Genomic DNA, 19,450 nt, shown 5'->3' with positions numbered 1-19,450 from the left:
CGTCGAGGTGACGTCAGGCGTCGACCCGGGTCCTGATCGCGTCATCGCCGGCCTGACTGACCGGGACGTCCTCCTTCTTGGCAAGGGCGCTCGGCCACCAGATGTGCCGGCCGATGTCCAGGTTGAGCGCCGTCACGAGCACGGAGCGCACGATGATCGTGTCGAGCAGGACGCCGACCGCGACCGCGAAGCCCAGCTCGGCCAGGAACACGATCGGGAGGGTCGCCAACGCCGCGAACGTGCCCGCGAGGACGAATCCGGCCGACGTGATGACACCTCCGGTCGCGGCCAGCCCGATCAGCGCGCCTCGCCGGGTGCCGTGCTTCAGCGCCTCCTCCCGTACGCGGGTCATCAGGAAGATGTTGTAGTCGATGCCGAGTGCCACGAGGAACACGAAGGCGAACAGCGGGAACGACGAGTCCGCCCCGGCGAAGCCGAAAACGTTGTTGAACACGAAGCCGCTGATGCCCAGAGCAGCACCGAACGACACGACGACGGTCACCAACAAGATCATCGGCGCCGCGATCGAGCGCAGGAGCACGGCCAGAACCAGCAGCACGACCACCAGGATGATCGGGATGATCAACTTGTTGTCCGCTGAGGATGCCCCTTGGACGTCTTTGTTGATCGCGGTGTTGCCACCCACGAGTGCATCCGCTCCGTCGACCGCGTGGACCGCATCGCGGGCTTCATCGATGGTGTCGAACGCTGCCTTGGAGTCGGGCGCCGACGTGAGCGCGCCCTCGATGTAGGACGTGCCGCCCGAGTCACCCTTGACCTCGATCGTCGAGGGGTCGATGCCTTCGACCTCGCCCAAGGCCTCGGCGACGGCGTCAGCCTGCGCAGTTTTGGTGGTCACGGCGACCGGGGAGCCTGCGCCGCTCGGGAAGTGCTCCGAGAGCTTCTTCTCGGCGGCGACCGAAGGCTGCGCCTTGGTGAAGCTGTCCTCGTTGCTGAGGCCGTTGGCGCCGAGCTGGGTCACGCCGAACGTCAGCGCGATCAGCACCAGGCTCGTGGCGACCCACACGACGCGCGGCCGCTTGGTGATGCGCTGACCGACCTTGGCCCACAGTCCGGTCTCGCTCTTGAGGGGGTCACCGAAGCGCGGGATGAACGGCCAGAAGATCCAGCGGCCGAAGATCAGCAGGAGCGCCGGCAACGTGATCATCATGACCAGCAGGGCGCAGGCGATGCCGGCTGCGCCAACTGGGCCGAGGCTGCTGGTGGAGTTCATCTGCGCGAACAACAGGCACAGCAAGCCGATGATGACCGTGGCGCCACTGGCGAGAACGGCCGGCGCGGCGCGGTGCAGCGCGTGCGCCATCGCCTCGTGGCGATCCTCGTAGTTGTGCAGCTCCTCGCGATATCGAGCCACGAGCAGCAAGGCGTAGTCCACCCCGGCGCCGAGCACGAGGACGCTCAGGATGCCGGCGCTCTGACCGTTGACCGTGAGGTCGGCATACTTGGCGAGCAGGTAGACGACGCCCTGTGCGATCAAGACCGCCCCGACTCCGCAGAGCAGGAAGAGGATCGCGAGCTGGAGGCTGCGATAGGTGATCAGCAGGATCACGAAGACGATCGCGACCGCCGACAGCAGCAGGATGCCGTCGATGCCGGCGAATGCCTTGGCCTGATCCGCGCCAAGCGCCGCCGGGCCGGCAAGCTGCGTGTCGAGCCCGTTGGCGTCCTTGTCGGTGATGCCGTTCATGTCGTCGACGACATCGGGCAGCTTTTCCCAGCCGTCGCTGCCCATGTTGATCGTCGCGATGACCTGCAGCGCCTTGCCATCCTTGGACGGGATGGGCCCGATGATCTTGTCGCTCACACCATCGATCTTGGCGATCTCGGTGCCGTCAGCCGTGGCCTTGGCGAGATCGGCCGGCGTGATGCCCGATTCGCGGACGTAGAGCACGACTGCCGGGATGGCGTCAGGGTCGGAGAACTGCGCCGACTGCTCGATGACCTTGGTCGACTCGGCGTCGCCGGGCAACCAGGAGGCGATGTCATCCTCCTGGACGGTCGCGAGCTTGGCGCCCAGTGATGCCATGGTGCCCAAAAGGACGACTGACAAGACCAGGACTACCCATTTGGTCCAGCGGTGGGCAACCCACCCGGCAATGCTGCGGTTCATTGAAGATCTCCTCAAACAGGCGTCAGAGACGCAAAACTCAGTGACAACATCATGGCGCAAGGCACAGACAGATTGTCCATAGGTGGTGCCCCTGATGAACCCCTGAGCCCCTGCGACAATGGGTCGCGATGACACCCACCTATGCGGAGGTCGAGCGCGCGCTCCTCGGCCGGTGGCCCGAGACCCGTCTCGAGCCATCCCTCGATCGGATCACGGCCCTGTGCCGGCTGCTCGGAGACCCTCAACGGGCCTGCCCGGTCATCCACCTGACCGGCACGAACGGCAAGACGTCCACGAGCCGGATGATCGACGCACTGCTGCGCGGCCTGGACCTGCGGACGGGACGATTCACCAGCCCTCATCTTCAGTCGATGACCGAGCGCATCTGCCTCGACGGTGAGCCGCTGCCGGAAGATCTGTTCGTGGATGCCTTCGCGGACATTGCGGCATACGCGCAGATCGTCGACGACTCCTCGGAGCACCCGCTGTCGTACTTCGAGATGATCACCGCGATGGCCTTCGCTGCGTTCGCGGACGCTCCGGTCGATGCCGCGGTCGTCGAGGTCGGGATGGGCGGATCGTGGGATGCGACCAATGTCGCCGACGCTCAGGTCGCGGTCATCACGCCGATCGGTGTCGATCACGAGCGCTATCTCGGTGACCGGCCCGAGATCATCGCGATCGAGAAGGCCGGCATCATCAAGCCCGGGTCCCATGTCGTCATCGCCGAGCAGGAGGACGCCGTGATGGACGTCTTGATGCGCCGGTCCATCGACGTCGGCGCGATTGCGCTGCGCGAAGGCGTGGATTTCGGCGTCAACCACCGGGTCACGGCGCTCGGCGGCCAACAGGTCAGCCTGCAGGGCATCGCCGGAGCCTACGACGATGTCTACCTCCCCCTGCACGGCGCGCACCAGGCACACAATGCGGCGTATGCCTTGGCGGCCGTCGAGGCGTTCACCGGTAGCAAGCAGCTGGATCCGGAGATCGTGCGCGAGGCATTCGCCCAGGTCACGTCGCCGGGTCGGCTGGAGGTCGTCCGGCGCAGCCCGACGGTCCTGCTCGACGCGGCACACAACCCGCATGGGGCCCAGGCGACAATCGCGGCCGTGCAGGAGGCGTTCGCCTTCAGCCCCCTGATCGGCGTCGTGGGCGTCATGGCCGACAAGGATGCGGAGGAGATGCTGCGCATCTTCGAGCCCTTCATGGCCGAGGTCGTCTGCACCCAGAACAGCACCGACCGCGCGATGCCTGTGGCGGAGCTCGCCGAGCTGGCGGGAGACATCTTCGGCGACGAGCGGGTCAGCGTCGCGCCGCGGCTCGACGATGCGCTCGAACGCGCCGTCGCGATGGCCGACGGCGGCGAGGGCGGTGACGACGCGATTGGCAGTGGCGGCGTGCTCGTCACCGGATCGGTCATCACGGCGGGCGAGGCGCGGATGCTGTTCGGCGGCAGGCCGACATGACGGGACTGTCGACATGACGGGACTGTGCACATGAGGGGCATGTGCGCCGCGATGCTGACCCTCGAGGCGATCATCCTGGCCCTCGCCGTCCCAGTCATGATCTCGGTCGAGGACGTCGGTGCGCCGATGGCGCTGACCGCCGGTCTCGGGCTTGCTCTGCTCTGCCTGCTGACCGCGGGCGCACTGCGCCGCCCGCAGGCATACCTCGTGGGCCATGCGATCCAGCTCGGCGCGATCGCCCTCGGCTTCCTCGTCACGATCGTGTTCTTCATCGGCGCGATGTTCGCAGCCCTGTGGTTCGGTGCGTTCTTCCTCGGCAAGCGGATCGAGCAGGACAAGGCACGCTGGGCCCGCGAGGCCGGGGGAACCGGACCAGTGTGACCCGGAGCAAGTCGGGCTAGTGTCGAGGTCATGGTCCGAGTGCTGGCGGTCGCCGATGAGGAAGTCCCGGGGATGCGGTCGCGCGTGCGCGATCTGCAGGTCGACCTGGTCCTCGCGGCTGGAGACCTGCCGTGGGACTACCTCGCGTCGCTGGTCTCATTGCTCGGGGTGCCGGCGGCATTCGTGCCCGGCAACCACGATCCGGTGGTCGGACGCGACGCGACGGGTCCGCCTGGCGTGCTCAATCTCGATGGGCAGACCCGCGTCGTCGGCGGTCTGCGGGTCGCGGGACTCGGTGGTTGCGTGCGCTACAACGAAGGCCCGCACCAATACACCCAGAAGGAGTACGACCGCCGCGCGCGCCAGCTCGTCAAGAGAGCCCGTAGGTCCGGCCCGGTCGATGTGCTCCTGACCCACGCGCCGCCGCTGGGACTGGGCGACGAGCCCGATCCGTGTCACGTCGGGATCTCGGCCCTGCACGAGGTCCTCGACACCCTGCACCCGGCTTGGCACCTGCACGGCCACATCCACCCGCACGGGATGCGCAAGCCTGACCGTCAGGTCGGTCCGACCACGATCCGCAACGTCATTCCGTGGCAGCTGATCGAGATCCAGCCCCATCGGGTGTCGGCCGAAATCGTCGGTGCCGGCAGGCGGATCTGAGATGGTCAGCAGCTCAGGGTCACCGCGCGTCGACGCCGAGAGTGACTTCATGCGCGCGAGGCGGCATCAAGTGCTGTCCGCGCTGGCTGCCCGCCTCCGCAATGACACCGACGAGGTGGTGCAGTCGCTGTCGTTCGACGAGGTCGTCGAGGCGCTGGGTCGGCGTGCGGAGAACTACGTCGGCACCAAGGTCATACCGCTGGACGCCATCGTGGGATCGGTCGACAAGGTGCGCGACTTCGATCGGCGGTTCCGGCCCACCTCGGCGCGCAGTCGGGAGCGCTGGGAGCGCCTCGCACGAGCCAACCGGACCGGCGAGGTCATCCCTCCGATCGAGGTCTATCAGATCGGTGACTCCTATTTCGTCCGCGACGGACACCACCGGGTCTCAGTCGCGCGGAGCATGGCGCTGGATGTCATCGAGGCGCGTGTCACGGCGATCGACACGTTCCTGTCGCCGGTCGGCGTCGATGCGCGAGCCGATCTCGAGCTGAAGTACTGGCGGCGGCTGATGTTGCAGCGGGTTCCGTTCACGGGGGAGGCGCGGGCGGCAGTTGCCGTCGATGACCCCTTCGACTACGGCATCATCGCCGAGACCGTCGAGGCGTGGGCAGCTCGGACGATGCATGCCGAGGGGGCCTATCTGGACAGGGAGACCATGGCCTCGCGCTGGTATGCCGAGGAGTTCCGTCCCGTTGTCGAGATGATCGAGGAGGCAGGCGTGCGTGGCAAGGATGAGCGACCGGCCGCGGCCTATCTGCGCGTGGCGTGCGAGCGCTATCGGCTGATCCGCGAGCACGAGTGGAACGTCGAGGTCGTGGAAGCGGTCACCCGCAAAGGCGGCAAGCGTCGAAAGTGAGGGAGTGGTTCGTCCGCCGGTCAGGCGGCGAGGCTACTGGCCGAGGGTGAGGTTCTCTCCGGTGGACGGGTCGAACAGGTGCATCTTGTCGGTGTCGATGAACAACGTCGCGTCGTCGTCCTCCTTGACCTCGCTGGCCGAGTCCAGCGACACGACGAGCTGGGTGCGCAACGAGTCGCTGTCGGCCTCCCGCGCAAGCTCCTTGAGCTGGTCCTGCACCTTGGCCTCGGCCTCGTAAGGGACATAGGCATACTGTTGGTCGCCTAGCCACTCGCGGACGTCGATGTGTGCCTCGAACGTCCGCGACGTGTCGACCTGGCTGTCGTCGATCACCGAGACGTCCTCGAAGTGCTCGGGGCGGATGCCGGCCATCAGGAGGCCCTTGCCGGCGGTCTTCTCGGCCTTGTCGTCGGGGATCGTGAACGTGCCGAACGGCAGGGTGACTTCGTTGCCCTCGACCGTGGCGGGGAGGAAGTTCATCGGCGGGGAGCCGATGAAGCCTGCGACGAAGAGGTTGACGGGTTGTTCATAGAGCTCGCGCGGTGTTGCGAGCTGCTGCAGCACTCCACGCTTCATGACGGCGACCCGGTCGCCCAGGGTCATGGCCTCGGTCTGGTCGTGCGTCACGTAGACCGTGGTGATGCCGAGCCGCTTCTGCAGGCGAGCGATCTCGGTGCGCATCTGGCCGCGGAGCTTGGCGTCCAGGTTGGACAGCGGCTCGTCGAACAGGAAGGCCCGGGCGTCGCGCACGATGGCGCGGCCCATCGCCACCCGCTGGCGCTGCCCACCAGACAGGTTGGCGGGCTTGCGCTGCAGGTGCTCGTCGAGGTCGAGGGTGGCGCTGGCGTCGCGCACCTTTTCGTCGATCTCCTTGTCGCTCCACTTGGCCAGTCGGAGGGGGAACGCGATGTTCTCGTAGACCGTGAGGTGGGGGTAGAGCGCGTAGTTCTGGAAGACCATCGACAGGTTGCGGTCGCGTGGTGCCAGGTCGTTGACCCGGTCGCCGCCGATCACCATGTCGCCGGAGGTGATGTCCTCCAGCCCGACGATCATCCGCAGCAGCGTCGACTTCCCGCAGCCGGAGGGCCCGACCAGAATCAGGAACTCGCCGTCAGCGACATCGATGCTGATGTCGTTGACTGCCGGGAAGCCGTCGCCATATTCCTTGACGATGTTCTTCATCTCGATGGTGGCCATGCGATCAACCCTTCACTGCGCCGGCGGTCAGGCCGGCAACGATCTTGCGCTGGAAGAACAGGACGAGTACAACGATCGGGACCGTGGCGACCACGGCGCCCGCGGCGAGCAACGATGCCGGCCGGTTGAACGGATCGGCCCCGACGAAGAACGACAAGGCTGCGGGGATGGGTCGCGCGTTCTCTGTCGACGTCAGCGAGATGCCGAACACGAAGTCGTTCCACGCGAAGAAGAAGGTCAGGATCGCCGCGGTGAACACACCCGGTGCTGCCAGGGGCACGATGACCTTGCGGAACGCCTGCCACGAGGTGGCCCCGTCGACCTGGGCCGCCTGCTCCATCTCCCACGGGATCTCGCGGAAGAACGCCGACAGGGTCCAGATCGCCAACGGCAGGGTGAACGACATGTAGGGGATGATGAGCCCCGGCCAGGTGTCGTAGATCCCGAATGTGCGCCACATGTCGAACAGCGGACCCACGAGCGAGACGACCGGGAACATCGCGATCACCAAGGCCGTCGTGAGCACGAACTTCTTGCCGACGAACTCGAGCCGCGCGATGGCGTATGCCGCGAGGGTCGCGAAGATCACCGAGAGGATCGTCGCGGTCAGGGAGATGCCGATCGAGTTGAAGATCGACCGCCTGAACTGATCGTCTTGCAGGACGTCGACGTAGTTCTGGAAGCCCGCACGACCGCCGGCGGAGGGGAAGAACCCCGGGCTGCCGTTTGTCACGGCCTCCTGGGACTTGAACGACAGGGAGATGATCCACACAACCGGCAGCAGGCACCAGACCAGGATCAACGCGCAGCCGGCGATGGTGCCGACCTTGCTGCCGATGTCGCCGTTCTTGTTGGCAGCCATGTCAGCTCTCCTGCCGTGCGTCGGCGAGATTGACCCTGAAGAGCTTGACGATCAGGAACGCCACGACCAGAACCGAAAGGAACAGCAGCACCGAGAGGGCGGACCCGATGCCTAGCTGGAACTGTTCGATCACCTGTCTGTAGGTCAGGAACGAGATCGACTCGGTGCCGTTGGCGCCGGCCGTCATGACGAAGATGTTGTCGAAGATGCGATAGGCATCGAGGGCTCGGAACAGCACTGCGACCATGATCGCGGCCCGCATGTTGGGCAGGATGACCTTGTAGAGCCGTTGCCACCAGGTGGCGCCGTCGACCTTGGCGGCCTCGAGCATGTCGTTGGAGACCTGCGCCAGGCCGGCGAGGAGCAGCAGCGACATGAACGGCGTGGTCTTCCAGATCTCGGACGCCATGATCGCGGCGATCGACGACGGATATTTGTCGAACCAGTTGAAGTCGTCGCCGACGAACGGGAGCCAGCTGTTGACGAACCCGTTGGTGTTGGAGAACGCGAACTGCCACGCGAAGCCGGAGACGACCGTGATGACGCCGTAAGGGATCAGGATCGAGGTGCGGATGATCCCGCGGGCGAAGATCACCTTGTGCATGACCATCGCGAAGGCGAAGCCGATGACCAGCTCGACGGCCACCGTGACGATCATGATCATGACGGTGTTGCCGGTGTCGCGCCAGAACAGCGCGTCGGTCAGGGCCGTGCCGTAGTTGGCGAGGCCCACGAACTCGCGATCGTCGGGCGCCGTCAGGGAGTAGCTGAACAGCGAGAGGTAGAGGGCCCGCAACATCGGGAAGGCCGTCACGAGCAGCATCAGGATGAGAGCCGGGGCCACCAGCTTGCGAGCCAAGGAGTTCTCGGCGCGCGACCGGTCGGTGCTCGGCGACTTGGGTGCCTTCGACTTCTTGGGAGACGTGGCTGTCTTGGACTCGGTGTCGACTGGTGCGCTCACAGCAGCGCCTCCCCGCTCAGGATTGCTCTGAGGAAGTCCGCAGACGTCTCAGGTGTCGTGGAACCGACCGAGGTCGGGGAGTGCCACCTCGCCTGCACGGCACTCGAGATCTGGCTGTAGAACGCGCTCTTGGGCCTGGGTCCTCCGGAGTCGACACTGTCACTCCAGAGCGTGAGGAGATCGACCGGGAAGGCGTCCTTGAGCTCATCGGATTCGTAGACCGACTGGCGCGACGGCATCAGGCCCTCGTTGACCGCAAGGGCGGTTTGAGCCTTGCCGTTGGTCACGCAGACGGCGGCAGCCTGTGCGAAGTCCGGGTGTTTGGAGAAAGCACCCACGCCGATGTCGATGCCGCCGATGGGGGGCTTGGACTCCTCGCCCTCGACGGTTTGGGGATAGCGTGCCCAGCCGAGGTCTTCCAGCGCCTTCTTGTCCTTGGGGCCGCCGGGCTTGCCGATCAGCCCTTCGTAGTTGTTGTAAACGAAGGTCCAGTTGGTCATGAACTCGCCCGGACCATCCTCGGGGAACATCGCTCCGAGGCTCGTGCCCTCGTTGGAGGTGCTGAAGTCGGGCTGGGCAGCTCCTGAGTCGGCAAGCTTCTTGATGACGGCGGCCGCGGCCTTGCCGGCCTCCGAGTTGATCGTCACCTTGGCGTCGCGGCCGTCCTCGACCGTGCCCGGGTCGAGGATGTTGCCTCCGGCACCCTGTATCAGGGAGTTGATCCACACGACGTAGGCCTCGTACTTGTTGGCCTGGACGCCGACCGTTGCGTCGTTGTCAGCCGCGGCGTCGATGACCTGCTCCCAGGTGACCGGCTTGCTCATGTCGAGTCCAGCGGCCTCGGCGAGGGAGCGGCGGTACCAAAGTACCTGGGTGTTGGCCCACTGCGGTGCGGCGACGACCTCGTCCTCCCATTGGACGGTCTCGCCGGCACCCTTGAGGACATCGTCGTCGAGGACCTTCTCGGCGAGCTCACCCTTGAACGGTTCGAGCCACTTGGCATTGGCAAACTCGGGGACGAACACCGGGTCCAGGCTCATCAGGTCGGTCGAGGTGTCTCCCGCGGCCAGGCGGCGGGCCAGCTGGGTGCGCTGGTCCGTCGCGCTCGCTGGGAGCAGCTGGATCTTGATGTCGTACTTGTCGGTGCTGCAGTCCTTGGCCAGCTTGGTGAGGGTCGCCTGACCGTCGGGGTTGATGTACCAGTTCAGGGTCGGCTTGCCGCCGCCTCCGCCGCACGCAGCAAGAGTCGTCGCGACAAACGTCATCGTCGCGAGACCGGCGATCAGCCGGCGCGTCGGTCGTGGATACATGCGTTCCTCCCCTGTCGAGGCGGCCATCCTCGGATGTGATGGCCGTCACACGACAGCTCCGAACCTAACTGCCGCTCAGGGGGAGCGCAACCGCGCAATCAGCCAGTGCGACGCATCCAGACTGCGACATCAGTCGGAACCTGACCTGAGTCGAGCCCACCGCTGCTGACGAGGACCGTCATGCCGTCGGCGATCGGCTGCGGTGCGTCACCGAGATTGGCCAGGACGTATGTGTCCCCACCCTCCGGCGATGCGATCTCGAACGCCAGGACGTCGTCGGGGAATCCGTCGGCCCACGTCAGGGTGCCGCGGCCGAGGCGCAGCTGGCGACGGAGCCGTAGAAGCTCGGCGTAGAGCGCGAGGGTCGACCCTGCCACGCCACTTTGCTGGGCCACGGCCAGCTCGCCATACACGTGCGGTTGGGGGAGCCACGTCCGCTCGCCCGGGCCGAAACCGAACGACGCGGCATCGCGGTCCCAGGGGATCGGCACCCGGCAGCCGTCGCGGCCCTTGTCGGTGTGTCCGGATCTCCACCACGTCGGGTCCTGCCGCGCGTCGTCGGGTAGCTCGGTCGCCTCGGGGAGACCCAGCTCTTCACCCTGGTAGAGGTAGGCGGAGCCGGGGAGCGCCAGCATCACGGTGGTCGCGGCCCGGGCCCGGCGCAGGCCGACCACGGGGTCGGGTTGCGGGTCGTCTGCGCCGATGCCGGATCCGAGGCGGAGACCCGATGTCTGCGGGAAGCCGAGGCGGGATGCGTGACGTACGACGTCGTGATTGGACAGCACCCAGGTCTGGGGCGCGCCGACGGTGGCGGCCTGGGCAAGCGAGCGGGTGATGGTCGCGCGCTGGTCGACGGCGAGCCACGGAGTCATGAGGTATTCGAAGTTGAACGACTGGTGCAGCTCGTCGGGGCGCACGTATCTGGCCAGTGCATCGCCGGGCAGGACCCACGCCTCGGCGCACAGGATGCGGTCGGCGTCCCGTCCCTCGACGGCGTAGGCATCGGTGATCGTGCGCCAGCGGCGGAAGATGTCATGCACACCCGGCTGGTCCCACATCGGGGCCAGCGAGGTCGGATCGACGGACTGGTCGAGGGTCGGATCGGTGTCCGGGAGCCCGTCGGCCTTGACCAACCCGTGGGCGACGTCGATGCGGCAGCCGTCAACGCCCCGATCGAGCCAGAACCGCAGGACCGACTCCATCAGCTCGTGGACCTCGGGATTGGTCCAGTCGAAGTCCGGCTGGGTCCCGTCGAACAGGTGGAGGTACCACTGCCCGGGCCGACCGTCGGGCTCGGTGAGCCGGGTCCAGGCCGGTCCGCCGAACTTGCTGCACCAGTTGTTGGGGGGTGCGGCGCCGTCTGCGCCCTTGCCGTCGCGAAAGAGGAACCGGGCACGCTCGGGGCTCCCGGCCCGTGCGGCGAGGGCCGCCCGGAACCAGGCGTGCTCGCTGGAGCAGTGGTTGGGCACGATGTCGACCAGGACCCGGAGGTGCAGGTCGTGGGCCGTGGAGATCAACGAGTCGACATCGTCCAGCGAGCCGAACAGCGGATCGACGTCGCAGTATTCGGCGACATCGTAGCCGCCGTCGTTCTGCGGCGATGGGTAGAACGGCGACAGCCAGATCGCATCGACACCGAGGGCGGCGAGGTGGGGGAGCCGGCTCGCGATGCCCGGCAGGTCGCCGATGCCGTCGCCGTCGGAGTCAGCCCACGAACGGGGATAGACCTGATAGATCACCGCGTCGCGCCACCACTGCTCGGCCGAGCCGGTCATGTCGTGCTCCCTTCGGCCCGCACGCTACGTTACTGGCCATGTCGCAACGCACCCTCGTCCTGATCAAGCCCGACGCAGTCCGCCGCGGACTGGTCGGCGCCATCTTGTCCCGATTCGAGTCCAAAGGCCTGAGGCTGGTCGCGCTGGAGCAGCGGATGATCGACGCAGCCCAGGCCGATGCCCACTACGCTGAGCACGTCGAGCAGCCGTGGTACCCGCCGCTGCGCGAGTTCGCGGTCTCGGGCCCCCTGGTCGCCCTCGTCCTCGAGGGTGATGAGGCCATCTCGGTCGTACGCCTGCTGAACGGTGCGACGGACGGCCGCCAGGCAGCTCCCGGCACGATCCGCGGGGACCTGTCGTTGTCGAACCGGGAGAACCTCGTGCACGCCTCGGACTCCGAGGAGTCCTCAGCGCGCGAGATCGCCCTGTGGTTCCCTGGTCTCTGACCAGGATCCCTGGCTGCCTGCTCGACGCGGCCTAGGTATAGGTCGCGGGCCTCAGATGGTGCTCGACGGCGTGGAAGCGACCACGTACGTCCTCCGGAAGCCAGATGACGTGGTTGGACTCCGAGGCCAGGTCGACGTCGTCCTGCAGGGTCACGACATCGACAACCTGCCGCGGGAAGTCGCGCTCGCGCTCCTCGAACTCCAGCAACGAGACCCGCACCGACACCCCGAACGGATTGGGGTTGACCATGCCGATGCCCCAGAACTCCTCGGGGTCGTCGGTCGCCTTCTGATCAAGGTCGATCATGACGGTCCGTACGTCCTGCTCCAGGGGCGGATGGTCGAGCTCCTCGACGGCGACCAGCTCGACGTCGACGCGGGTGACGTCTCTACTGCCGGGTCCGTCGAAGCGCAGGATGTCACGCAGCGAGCCGCCCGCAGGCAGCATCGGCCCACCACGGTGGGAGCCGTTGACGGTCTGGGTCACGACGTTCGGCAGCTCGCGGCCCCACACGTCGCGAGCGGTGAAGGCCAGGGTCGGCAGGACCGTCACCTCGGTGTGGTTCTCGACAGTCAGGACCTGGTCGGGTCCGTCATCCTTGGCTATCGGGACGTACCGGATGGAGAACGGGCGCTTGGGGCGGCGCGATCGGCGGCTCACCGCTCGAGCCTAGCGGGGACCGATCTTTCTGCGTTCGCGTGGCTGGAACGACGCAAACGCAGAAAGATCGGTCCCGGACTCGTGGGGGGTGGGCGAGCGCCTACCCTTGGGGCATGTCCGTCGAGTCCGTATTCCCGCGCCTGGAACCGTTGCTGCCCTCGGTCAGCAAGCCCATCCAGTACGTCGGCGGCGAGCTCAACGCGACGAGCAAGGACTGGGACTCCGTCCAGGTGCGCTGGGCGCTGATGTATCCCGACGCCTACGAGGTCGGGCTCCCCAACCAGGGCGTCCAGATCCTCTACGAGGTCCTCAACGAGCGCGACTGGATCCTGGCCGAGCGGACCTATGCGGTGTTCTCCGACATGGAGAAGGTCATGCGGGACAACGACATCCCGCAGTTCACCGTCGACGCGCACCGTCCGGTCCGGGCGTTCGACGTGCTGGGCCTGTCGTTCTCGACCGAGCTCGGCTACACCAACATGCTGACGGCGCTCGACCTCGCCGGCATCCCGCTGCACGCGGTCGACCGCGGCGACGACGATCCCATCGTGCTGGCGGGCGGCCACTCGGCGTTCAACCCCGAGCCGATCGCCGACTTCCTCGATGCCGCAGTGCTCGGCGACGGTGAGCAGATCGTGCTGGCGATCAGCGAGGTCGTCCGGGAGTGGAAGGACGAGGGACGCCCCGGCGGTCGCGACGAGGTGCTCATGCGTCTGGCCAAGTCCGGCGGTGTCTACGTCCCGAAGTTCTACGACGTCACCTACCTCCCCGACGGCCGCATCCAGCGCATCGTGCCCAATCGTCCCGGCGTGCCGTGGCGGGTCGCCAAGCACACCTTGATGGACCTGGATTCCTGGCCGTACCCCAAGAACCCGTTGGTCCCACTCGCAGAGACCGTGCATGAGCGGTTCTCGGTCGAGATCTTCCGTGGATGCACCCGCGGCTGTCGCTTCTGCCAGGCCGGCATGATCACCCGACCGGTCCGAGAGCGTTCGATCGAGGGCATCGGCGCGATGGTGCAGAACGGCCTCGACAAGACCGGCTTCGAGGAGGTCGGCCTGCTGAGCCTGTCGAGCGCCGACCACACGGAGATCGGCGAGGTCGCCAAGCAGCTCGGCGACCGCTATGAGGGCACCAACACGTCGCTGTCGCTGCCCTCGACCCGCGTCGACGCCTTCAACATCACGCTGGCCAACGAGTTCAGCCGCAACGGCCGCCGCTCGGGTCTGACGTTCGCCCCCGAGGGCGGGAGCGAACGCCTCCGCAAGGTCATCAACAAGATGGTGTCCGAGGACGACCTGATCCGTACGGTCGCCGCCGCCTATTCGCACGGCTGGCGCCAGGTCAAGCTCTACTTCATGTGCGGTCTCCCGACGGAGACCGACGAGGACGTCATGCAGATCGGCGAGCTGGCCAAGCGCGTCATCCAGACCGGCCGTGAGGTCTCTGGCCGCCACGACATCCGCTGCACGGTCTCGATCGGGGGCTTCGTGCCCAAGCCGCACACCCCGTTCCAGTGGGCCTCCCAGCTCGATCACGAGACGACCGACGCCCGCCTCAAGCAGCTCCGCGATGCCGTGCGAGCCGACCGTAAGTACGGCAAGGCGATCGGCTTCCGCTATCACGACGGCAGGCCCGGCATCATCGAAGGACTCCTGTCCCGCGGCGACCGGCGGGTGGGCCGGATCATCGAGGCGGTGTGGCGCGACGGAGGCCGGTTCGACGGCTGGAGCGAGCACTTCTCGTACGACCGATGGGCCGACCAGGCCGCCGAGGTGTTGGCCGGCGAGCCGGTCGACCTCGATTGGTACACCGTGCGAGAGCGTGACTACGCCGAGGTGCTCCCGTGGGACCACCTCGACGCCGGGCTCGACCGGGACTGGCTGTGGGAGGACTGGCAGGACGCGCTCAACCCCGACGGCGCGCTCGAGGTCGAGGACTGCCGCTGGACCCCGTGCTTCGACTGCGGTGTCTGCCCGCAGATGGACACCGAGATCCAGATCGGTCCGACCGGCAGGACGTTGCTCCCCATCTCGGTGGTCTGAGGCCCTCAGACCACCGCAGATCCGCAGGTCAGGCCCGAAATAGGCCATGTGCCCGATGTGGCGACGCCACCTCAGAGATCACGAGGAATGCATCGAGATTCTCTACCCGTGCAGGGCGTGGTCGGCATGACTGCATCGGACTACATGGAGCTGGCGCTCTATCGCCGCCATGAGCAAGAGATGAACCTTCGCAACGAGCGACTCCGGGTGGCCCGGGAGCGCCAGAGCGACCGGCCGATCGCGGCCGGGGACGGGAGTCTCCGCTCCCGCCTGACGGCGTTTGCGACAGGTTTCCGTCGCGTGGCTGATGTGCACCCACCTGAGGTACCTCAGGGGTGCCGGACGGCACACCCGCGGAGAAGTTAGGGCATCCGTCCGATGTGGACGGGCCACCTCAGCGACGAACGTAGGACATGACGAAAGGGAAACATCATGATCACCGAATACCTTGCACAGGCCGACACGCAGCAGCGCGAGCGTGAGCTCGTCGAGACCCTCGAGCGCCGCCGTGTTGCGGCCGAGCGTGCAGTCGAGCACTTCGGAGGCAATCGTCTCGCCCTGATCGCCCACCTGGCCCGCACCGCGCGCGCCAGCGGTGGGGTCAACGCACATCCCGTCAGCTGCTGATCCGGTCGCGCGGCCGGGGAGCGCCGAGCGTGTCCTCGAGCATCACGGGCCGTGCGACATACCAGCCGGCAACGGCGATGACGACGGCCAGAACCATCAGCCCGATGAGCGATGAGGTCCATGACCCCGTCGCATCGTGCAGGATGCCGACACCCAGCGGTCCGATCCCGCCGATCAGGTAGCCGGGGCCCTGGGTGAACACCGACAAGGTCGTCGTGCCGGCCGAAGTCCGCGTGCGCTTGCCGATCATGGTGAGCGTCCAGGTGAAGGCGCCGCCGCCGAGACCGAGCAGCACGGCCCACACCCAGGTCAGGGTCGTCGGTGCGATCAACACGCCGAGCCACCCGGCGGCGGTGACCGTCGCGAACGCCACCGGCAGGATCGGTCGGTCGCCGACGATCCGCATGAGCCAGGGGAGCGCAAGGGTCAGGGGTATGCCGACGCCGCTCAACAGCCCGAGCATCGCACCGGCGTAGGCGTTGCTGAGCCCCGCGTCGGTCAAGATCTCGGGGAACCAGCCGAACTGCGCATAGGCGCCAGCCGACTGAGAGCCGAACAGCAGCACCATCGCCCAGGCCAGTGGTGAGCGGACGACCTCCTTGACCTGCAGTCGTCTGGACCCGGTCGGATCGGTCCGGACGTCATCGCGCAGGAGGGCGAGCCAGGGCAGCAGCACCACGAGTGACAGTGCCGCCCAGAGGGCCAACCCTTGACGCCAACCGCCCAGAGCGTCGGACAAGGGGACCGTCGCCGCCGAGCCAAGGGTCGCCCCGGCCATGAGCGCGGCGCCATACAGCGAGCTCAGGAGCGCGATCCGGTCCGGGAAGTGCACCTTGACCAGAGGCGGGAGGATGATGTTGCCCATGGCAGCGCCAGCCAGCGCGATCGTCGTGCACAGCATGAACAGGGCGGCCGAGTCCGCGACGGCACGCAGTGACAGCCCGATGGTGATGAGAGCCAGCACCAACGCGGCCGTACGGTGCAGCCCGAGTCGCTTGACGACCCCATGGGCACCGACTCCGAACAGCGCGAAACATACGACCGGGACGGTCGTCAGGATCCCGCCGACGGCGGTCGACATGTCCAGATCGGCGCGAACCGGCCCGAGCACGACCCCGAGGCTTCCGACAGCCACCCGCAGGTTGAGCGCCAGCAACACGATCGCCGCTGCGACCAACAGCCGTCCGCTGCGCGTGGATGCACGGGGCTGAGGGGTCACGAGGCACCATTCAACTCCGCCACCCCACGGGTAGCCTCGTCGGGTGACAACCCTCGAGGGGACGCCGAACCCCGAAGCACCCAACCCGCAGCTCCCGATCGTGCAGAAGCTGCGCATCCGATACGCCAAGCGCGGCCGGCTGCGGTTCACGAGCCACCGGGACTTCGCTCGCGCGTTCGAGCGGGCTGTGCGGCGCGCAGGCATACCGATCGGCTTCTCCTCCGGCTTCACCCCCCACCCCAAGATCTCGTATGCCAATGCCTCGCCGACCGGGGCGGCCAGCGAGGCCGAATACCTCGAGATCGGCATGACCCGGCCCTGCGACGCCGACGAGGTGCGCACCTCGCTGGACTCGGCGTTGCCTGACGGGCTCGACATCGTGGACGTCGTCGTTGCCCGCCCGGGATCGCTCGCAGAGCGGCTGGAGGCGAGCAGCTGGGAGATCGCGCTGCCGGGAGTCAGCGTCGAGCACGCCCGGTCGGCCTCCGAGGCATTCCTTGCGACCGAGGAGATCTTCGTCGAGCGCATGATGAAGCGCGGGCTCCGCCGGCTCGACTGTCGCGATGCGGTGCTCTCGCTGTCCGTGCGTTCCGACGAGACCCGGATGGGTCCGTGTGCGATACTTGCGGTGGTTGTACGACACGACACACCGTCGATACGACCGGACGACGTTCTCGCCGGACTCCGGTCCAGCGGTGGCCTCGAGCTCGAGCAGACGCCCATCGCGACTCGCTTGGCCCAGGGCCCTCTGGACACAGAGACCGGCACGGTAGGCGATCCTCTTGCCTTCGACCGCGACGCATCCTGACCGGGTGCCGACCGCGGCGGCAAGTCGGAGAGTTGATGTGACAAGCCAAAGTTCGTCGTCAGTCCCCGGCGCGTGGCGCAGGGGTTGACCGAAGGCTTAAGGCCCGCTTGCCGGGCCGCAGACGTGCCCCGACCGATCTCGATCGGCCAAGGGCTAAGGAGAGCACATGCTCGACGACAACGACACACCCAGCGAATCCACCGAAACGCCGACTGAAGCACCGCCCGCGCGTCGCCGCTCGGCGGGTCGTCCGGCGGGTCCGCCGGCCGCCGTGAGCTTCTCGGCCCCGGCCGCCGTGCCCCAGGTTGCCACCCCTGCCGGCGACACGACTGACGAGGCGCCGGCCAAGAAGCCCGCCGCTGCCAAGGAGTCGGTGACCCCTGACGAGTCAGCCGACGACACCGCGACCGAGGCCCCGGCCAAGAAGGCTGCCGGCAGGAAGGGCGCGGCCAAGAAGGCCTCGGCCAAGAAGTCAGAGGGTGCCGAGGATGCCGCGCCAGTCGGTACCGCCGCCGCCATGTTCAAGGCTCCCGAGCCCGGCCTCGCCCCGCCTCGCCCCAAGGCGGCGCCGGCCGAGTCCACCAGCGCCGACGATGACGCGGACGATGAGGACGACGACGATCCCGATGCACCCAAGCGCCGTCGTCGCAGCCGCGGCGGACGTCGTCGCCGCAAGGGCGACAACGACGGCGATGAGGCCGCAGATGACGGCGACGACGACACCGAGGACGATGGCAACGGCGGCACGCGCCGCCGCCGCCGCCGGGCCCGGGCAGGCGAGGGTGCCGACTCCTCGCCCGACGACCCCGAGAACACCGTGGTGCGGGTGCGCAACGGCCGAAGTGCCGAGGACGAGATCACCGGCGTCGCGGGCTCGACCCGGCTCGAGGCCAAGAAGCAACGCCGCCGTGAAGGGCGTGAAGCCGGACGCCGCCGCGCCCCGATCGTGTCGGAGGCCGAGTTCCTGGCTCGGCGCGAGTCGGTCAAGCGCGAGATGGTCGTCCGCCAGCGCGACGACTACACGCAGATCGCGGTGATCGAGGACAATGTGCTCGTCGAGCACTATGTTGCCCGCGAGTCACAGGTCTCGATCATCGGCAACGTCTACCTCGGCAAGGTGCAGAACGTCCTGCCGAGCATGGAGGCCGCCTTCGTCGACATCGGCGCGGGTCGCAACGCCGTGCTCTACGCCGGCGAGGTCGACTGGACCACGCTCGGCAATGGCAAGCAGCGCAAGATCGAGGACGCGCTCAAGCCCGGCCAGACGATCCTCGTGCAGGTCAGCAAGGATCCGATCGGCCAAAAGGGTGCCCGCCTGACCAGTCAGGTGAGCCTGCCGGGCCGATTCCTCGTCCTGGTTCCCGGCGGTCAGACGAGCGGCATCTCCCGCAAGCTGCCCGAGAACGAGCGGGCCCGGCTCAAGACCCTCCTCAAGGAAGTCCTGCCCGACAACACCGGCGTCATCGTGCGCACGGCGGCCGAAGGTGCGACCGAGGAGCAGCTGACCCGCGATGTCAAGGCGCTGTCCGCGCGGTGGGAGGTCATCGAGGGCAAGGTCCAGGCCGCCAGCTCCCCGCAAGCCGGAGGGGCCACGCCTGAGCTGCTCTACTCCGAGCCCGACCTCATGATCAAGGTCGTGCGCGACCTGTTCAACGAAGACTTCCACGGACTCATCGTCGAAGGCGATGATGCCTGGGACATGATCAAGGGCTACATCGACCACGTGGCTCCGGATCTCGCCGAGCGGGTCAACCGCTGGGAGAGCGCGGACGGCAAGGACGCCTACGCCTCATATCGACTCGACGAGCAGATCCACAAGGCGCTGGACCGCAAGGTCTTCCTGCCATCGGGCGGCTCGCTCGTGATCGACCGCACCGAGGCCATGACGGTCGTCGATGTCAACACCGGCAAATACACCGGCTCCGGGGGCAACCTCGAGGAGACCGTGACCAAGAACAACCTCGAGGCCGCTGAAGAGGTCGTGCGCCAGCTCCGGCTGCGCGACATCGGCGGCATCATCGTCGTCGACTTCATCGACA

General features: G+C 67.2%; 17 protein-coding genes. 9 read left to right on the top strand and 8 right to left on the bottom strand.

Annotation, left to right across the window (positions count from 1 at the left end; genetic code table 11):
• Nucleotides 1-13: 13 nt before the first annotated feature.
• On the bottom strand, nucleotides 14-2,131 hold the full coding sequence (locus WKF39_RS14505; RefSeq protein ID WP_340389652.1) for an MMPL family transporter: 2,118 nt from the start codon (nucleotides 2,129-2,131) through the stop codon (nucleotides 14-16).
• Nucleotides 2,132-2,259: 128 nt separating this feature from the next.
• Between WKF39_RS14505 and WKF39_RS14500 the strand changes: the two genes are divergently transcribed.
• Genes WKF39_RS14500 through WKF39_RS14485 form a run of 4 tightly spaced genes read left to right on the top strand, consistent with a single transcriptional unit; the run spans nucleotide 2,260 to nucleotide 5,500 of the window.
• Nucleotides 2,260-3,597: a folylpolyglutamate synthase/dihydrofolate synthase family protein gene (locus tag WKF39_RS14500; protein ID WP_340389650.1), complete on the top strand. Its 1,338-nt coding sequence runs from the start codon at nucleotides 2,260-2,262 to the stop codon at nucleotides 3,595-3,597.
• Nucleotides 3,598-3,627: 30 nt separating this feature from the next.
• On the top strand, nucleotides 3,628-3,978 hold the full coding sequence (locus tag WKF39_RS14495; RefSeq protein WP_340389647.1) for a DUF4233 domain-containing protein: 351 nt from the start codon (nucleotides 3,628-3,630) through the stop codon (nucleotides 3,976-3,978).
• A gap of 30 nt (nucleotides 3,979-4,008) precedes the next feature.
• Nucleotides 4,009-4,641 (top strand): metallophosphoesterase, encoded by a 633-nt coding sequence (locus tag WKF39_RS14490; protein ID WP_340389645.1) that lies wholly within the window; start codon nucleotides 4,009-4,011, stop codon nucleotides 4,639-4,641.
• Between the two features lies 1 nt (nucleotide 4,642).
• On the top strand, nucleotides 4,643-5,500 hold the full coding sequence (locus WKF39_RS14485; protein ID WP_340389643.1) for a chromosome partitioning protein ParB: 858 nt from the start codon (nucleotides 4,643-4,645) through the stop codon (nucleotides 5,498-5,500).
• 33 nt (nucleotides 5,501-5,533) lie between these two features.
• Here WKF39_RS14485 and ugpC read toward each other — a convergent pair whose 3' ends face one another.
• The 5 genes from ugpC to WKF39_RS14460 all read right to left on the bottom strand — a co-directional run bounded on the left by ugpC (nucleotide 5,534) and on the right by WKF39_RS14460 (nucleotide 11,605).
• On the bottom strand, nucleotides 5,534-6,697 hold the full coding sequence (gene ugpC / locus WKF39_RS14480; protein ID WP_340389641.1) for a sn-glycerol-3-phosphate ABC transporter ATP-binding protein UgpC: 1,164 nt from the start codon (nucleotides 6,695-6,697) through the stop codon (nucleotides 5,534-5,536).
• Nucleotides 6,698-6,701: 4 nt separating this feature from the next.
• Entirely contained in the window at nucleotides 6,702-7,559 is an 858-nt protein-coding gene (locus tag WKF39_RS14475) for a carbohydrate ABC transporter permease (RefSeq protein WP_340389639.1), read from the bottom strand.
• A gap of 1 nt (nucleotide 7,560) precedes the next feature.
• Complete coding sequence (locus tag WKF39_RS14470; protein ID WP_340389637.1) at nucleotides 7,561-8,520, bottom strand: sugar ABC transporter permease; 960 nt, start codon at nucleotides 8,518-8,520, stop codon at nucleotides 7,561-7,563.
• Nucleotides 8,517-9,830 carry an extracellular solute-binding protein gene (locus WKF39_RS14465; protein WP_340389634.1) on the bottom strand — a complete coding sequence of 438 codons (1,314 nt, stop codon included), beginning with the start codon at nucleotides 9,828-9,830 and terminating at the stop codon, nucleotides 8,517-8,519. The genes WKF39_RS14470 and WKF39_RS14465 overlap by 4 nt, the downstream gene beginning before the upstream one ends.
• A 98-nt stretch (nucleotides 9,831-9,928) precedes the next feature.
• Entirely contained in the window at nucleotides 9,929-11,605 is a 1,677-nt protein-coding gene (locus tag WKF39_RS14460) for a glycoside hydrolase family 13 protein (protein WP_340389631.1), read from the bottom strand.
• A gap of 38 nt (nucleotides 11,606-11,643) precedes the next feature.
• Here WKF39_RS14460 and ndk point away from each other — a divergent pair, with 38 nt between their 5' ends.
• Nucleotides 11,644-12,051 (top strand): nucleoside-diphosphate kinase, encoded by a 408-nt coding sequence (gene ndk / locus WKF39_RS14455; protein ID WP_340389628.1) that lies wholly within the window; start codon nucleotides 11,644-11,646, stop codon nucleotides 12,049-12,051.
• Between the two features lie 31 nt (nucleotides 12,052-12,082).
• On the opposite strand, the gene WKF39_RS14450 is transcribed toward ndk, so the two are convergent.
• Nucleotides 12,083-12,712, bottom strand: a complete 630-nt coding sequence (locus tag WKF39_RS14450) for a hypothetical protein (protein WP_340389626.1) — start codon at nucleotides 12,710-12,712, stop codon at nucleotides 12,083-12,085.
• Between the two features lie 113 nt (nucleotides 12,713-12,825).
• Between WKF39_RS14450 and WKF39_RS14445 the strand changes: the two genes are divergently transcribed.
• Together WKF39_RS14445 and WKF39_RS14440 are read left to right on the top strand one after the other, a co-directional pair.
• A complete protein-coding gene (locus tag WKF39_RS14445) occupies nucleotides 12,826-14,757 on the top strand; it encodes a TIGR03960 family B12-binding radical SAM protein (protein WP_340389624.1) in 1,932 nt (643 codons plus the stop codon).
• Between the two features lie 432 nt (nucleotides 14,758-15,189).
• Nucleotides 15,190-15,384 carry a hypothetical protein gene (locus WKF39_RS14440; protein WP_340389622.1) on the top strand — a complete coding sequence of 65 codons (195 nt, stop codon included), beginning with the start codon at nucleotides 15,190-15,192 and terminating at the stop codon, nucleotides 15,382-15,384.
• Here WKF39_RS14440 and WKF39_RS14435 read toward each other — a convergent pair.
• A complete protein-coding gene (locus WKF39_RS14435) occupies nucleotides 15,374-16,603 on the bottom strand; it encodes an MFS transporter (RefSeq protein ID WP_340389620.1) in 1,230 nt (409 codons plus the stop codon). The two genes, WKF39_RS14440 and WKF39_RS14435, sit on opposite strands and share 11 nt — an antisense overlap.
• A 43-nt stretch (nucleotides 16,604-16,646) precedes the next feature.
• Here WKF39_RS14435 and WKF39_RS14430 point away from each other — a divergent pair, with 43 nt between their 5' ends.
• Nucleotides 16,647-17,411 (top strand): TIGR03936 family radical SAM-associated protein, encoded by a 765-nt coding sequence (locus WKF39_RS14430; protein WP_340389618.1) that lies wholly within the window; start codon nucleotides 16,647-16,649, stop codon nucleotides 17,409-17,411.
• Between the two features lie 166 nt (nucleotides 17,412-17,577).
• A partial coding sequence (locus WKF39_RS14425) for an Rne/Rng family ribonuclease (RefSeq protein ID WP_340389615.1) occupies nucleotides 17,578-19,450 on the top strand: 1,873 nt, incomplete at its 3' end.

Origin of the sequence: Aeromicrobium sp. (genome assembly GCF_037719875.1) — a bacterium.
Lineage (GTDB): Bacteria > Actinomycetota > Actinomycetes > Propionibacteriales > Nocardioidaceae > Aeromicrobium.
The sequence above is the reverse complement of the archived record's forward strand: the minus strand, read 5'-3'. Positions and strand labels throughout refer to the sequence as shown.

What these genes read in the sequence shown, in the direction of transcription:
- WKF39_RS14445 (WP_340389624.1), top strand. Translation starts at nt 12,826, where the DNA reads ATGTCCGTCGAGTCCGTATTCCCGCGCCTGGAACCGTTGCTGCCCTCG.
- ugpC (WP_340389641.1), bottom strand. Translation starts at nt 6,697, where the DNA reads ATGGCCACCATCGAGATGAAGAACATCGTCAAGGAATATGGCGACGGC.
- WKF39_RS14460 (WP_340389631.1), bottom strand. Translation starts at nt 11,605, where the DNA reads ATGACCGGCTCGGCCGAGCAGTGGTGGCGCGACGCGGTGATCTATCAG.
- WKF39_RS14475 (WP_340389639.1), bottom strand. Translation starts at nt 7,559, where the DNA reads ATGGCTGCCAACAAGAACGGCGACATCGGCAGCAAGGTCGGCACCATC.
- WKF39_RS14505 (WP_340389652.1), bottom strand. Translation starts at nt 2,131, where the DNA reads ATGAACCGCAGCATTGCCGGGTGGGTTGCCCACCGCTGGACCAAATGG.
- WKF39_RS14490 (WP_340389645.1), top strand. Translation starts at nt 4,009, where the DNA reads ATGGTCCGAGTGCTGGCGGTCGCCGATGAGGAAGTCCCGGGGATGCGG.
- WKF39_RS14500 (WP_340389650.1), top strand. Translation starts at nt 2,260, where the DNA reads ATGACACCCACCTATGCGGAGGTCGAGCGCGCGCTCCTCGGCCGGTGG.
- WKF39_RS14465 (WP_340389634.1), bottom strand. Translation starts at nt 9,830, where the DNA reads ATGTATCCACGACCGACGCGCCGGCTGATCGCCGGTCTCGCGACGATG.
- WKF39_RS14440 (WP_340389622.1), top strand. Translation starts at nt 15,190, where the DNA reads ATGATCACCGAATACCTTGCACAGGCCGACACGCAGCAGCGCGAGCGT.
- ndk (WP_340389628.1), top strand. Translation starts at nt 11,644, where the DNA reads ATGTCGCAACGCACCCTCGTCCTGATCAAGCCCGACGCAGTCCGCCGC.
- WKF39_RS14495 (WP_340389647.1), top strand. Translation starts at nt 3,628, where the DNA reads ATGAGGGGCATGTGCGCCGCGATGCTGACCCTCGAGGCGATCATCCTG.
- WKF39_RS14485 (WP_340389643.1), top strand. Translation starts at nt 4,643, where the DNA reads ATGGTCAGCAGCTCAGGGTCACCGCGCGTCGACGCCGAGAGTGACTTC.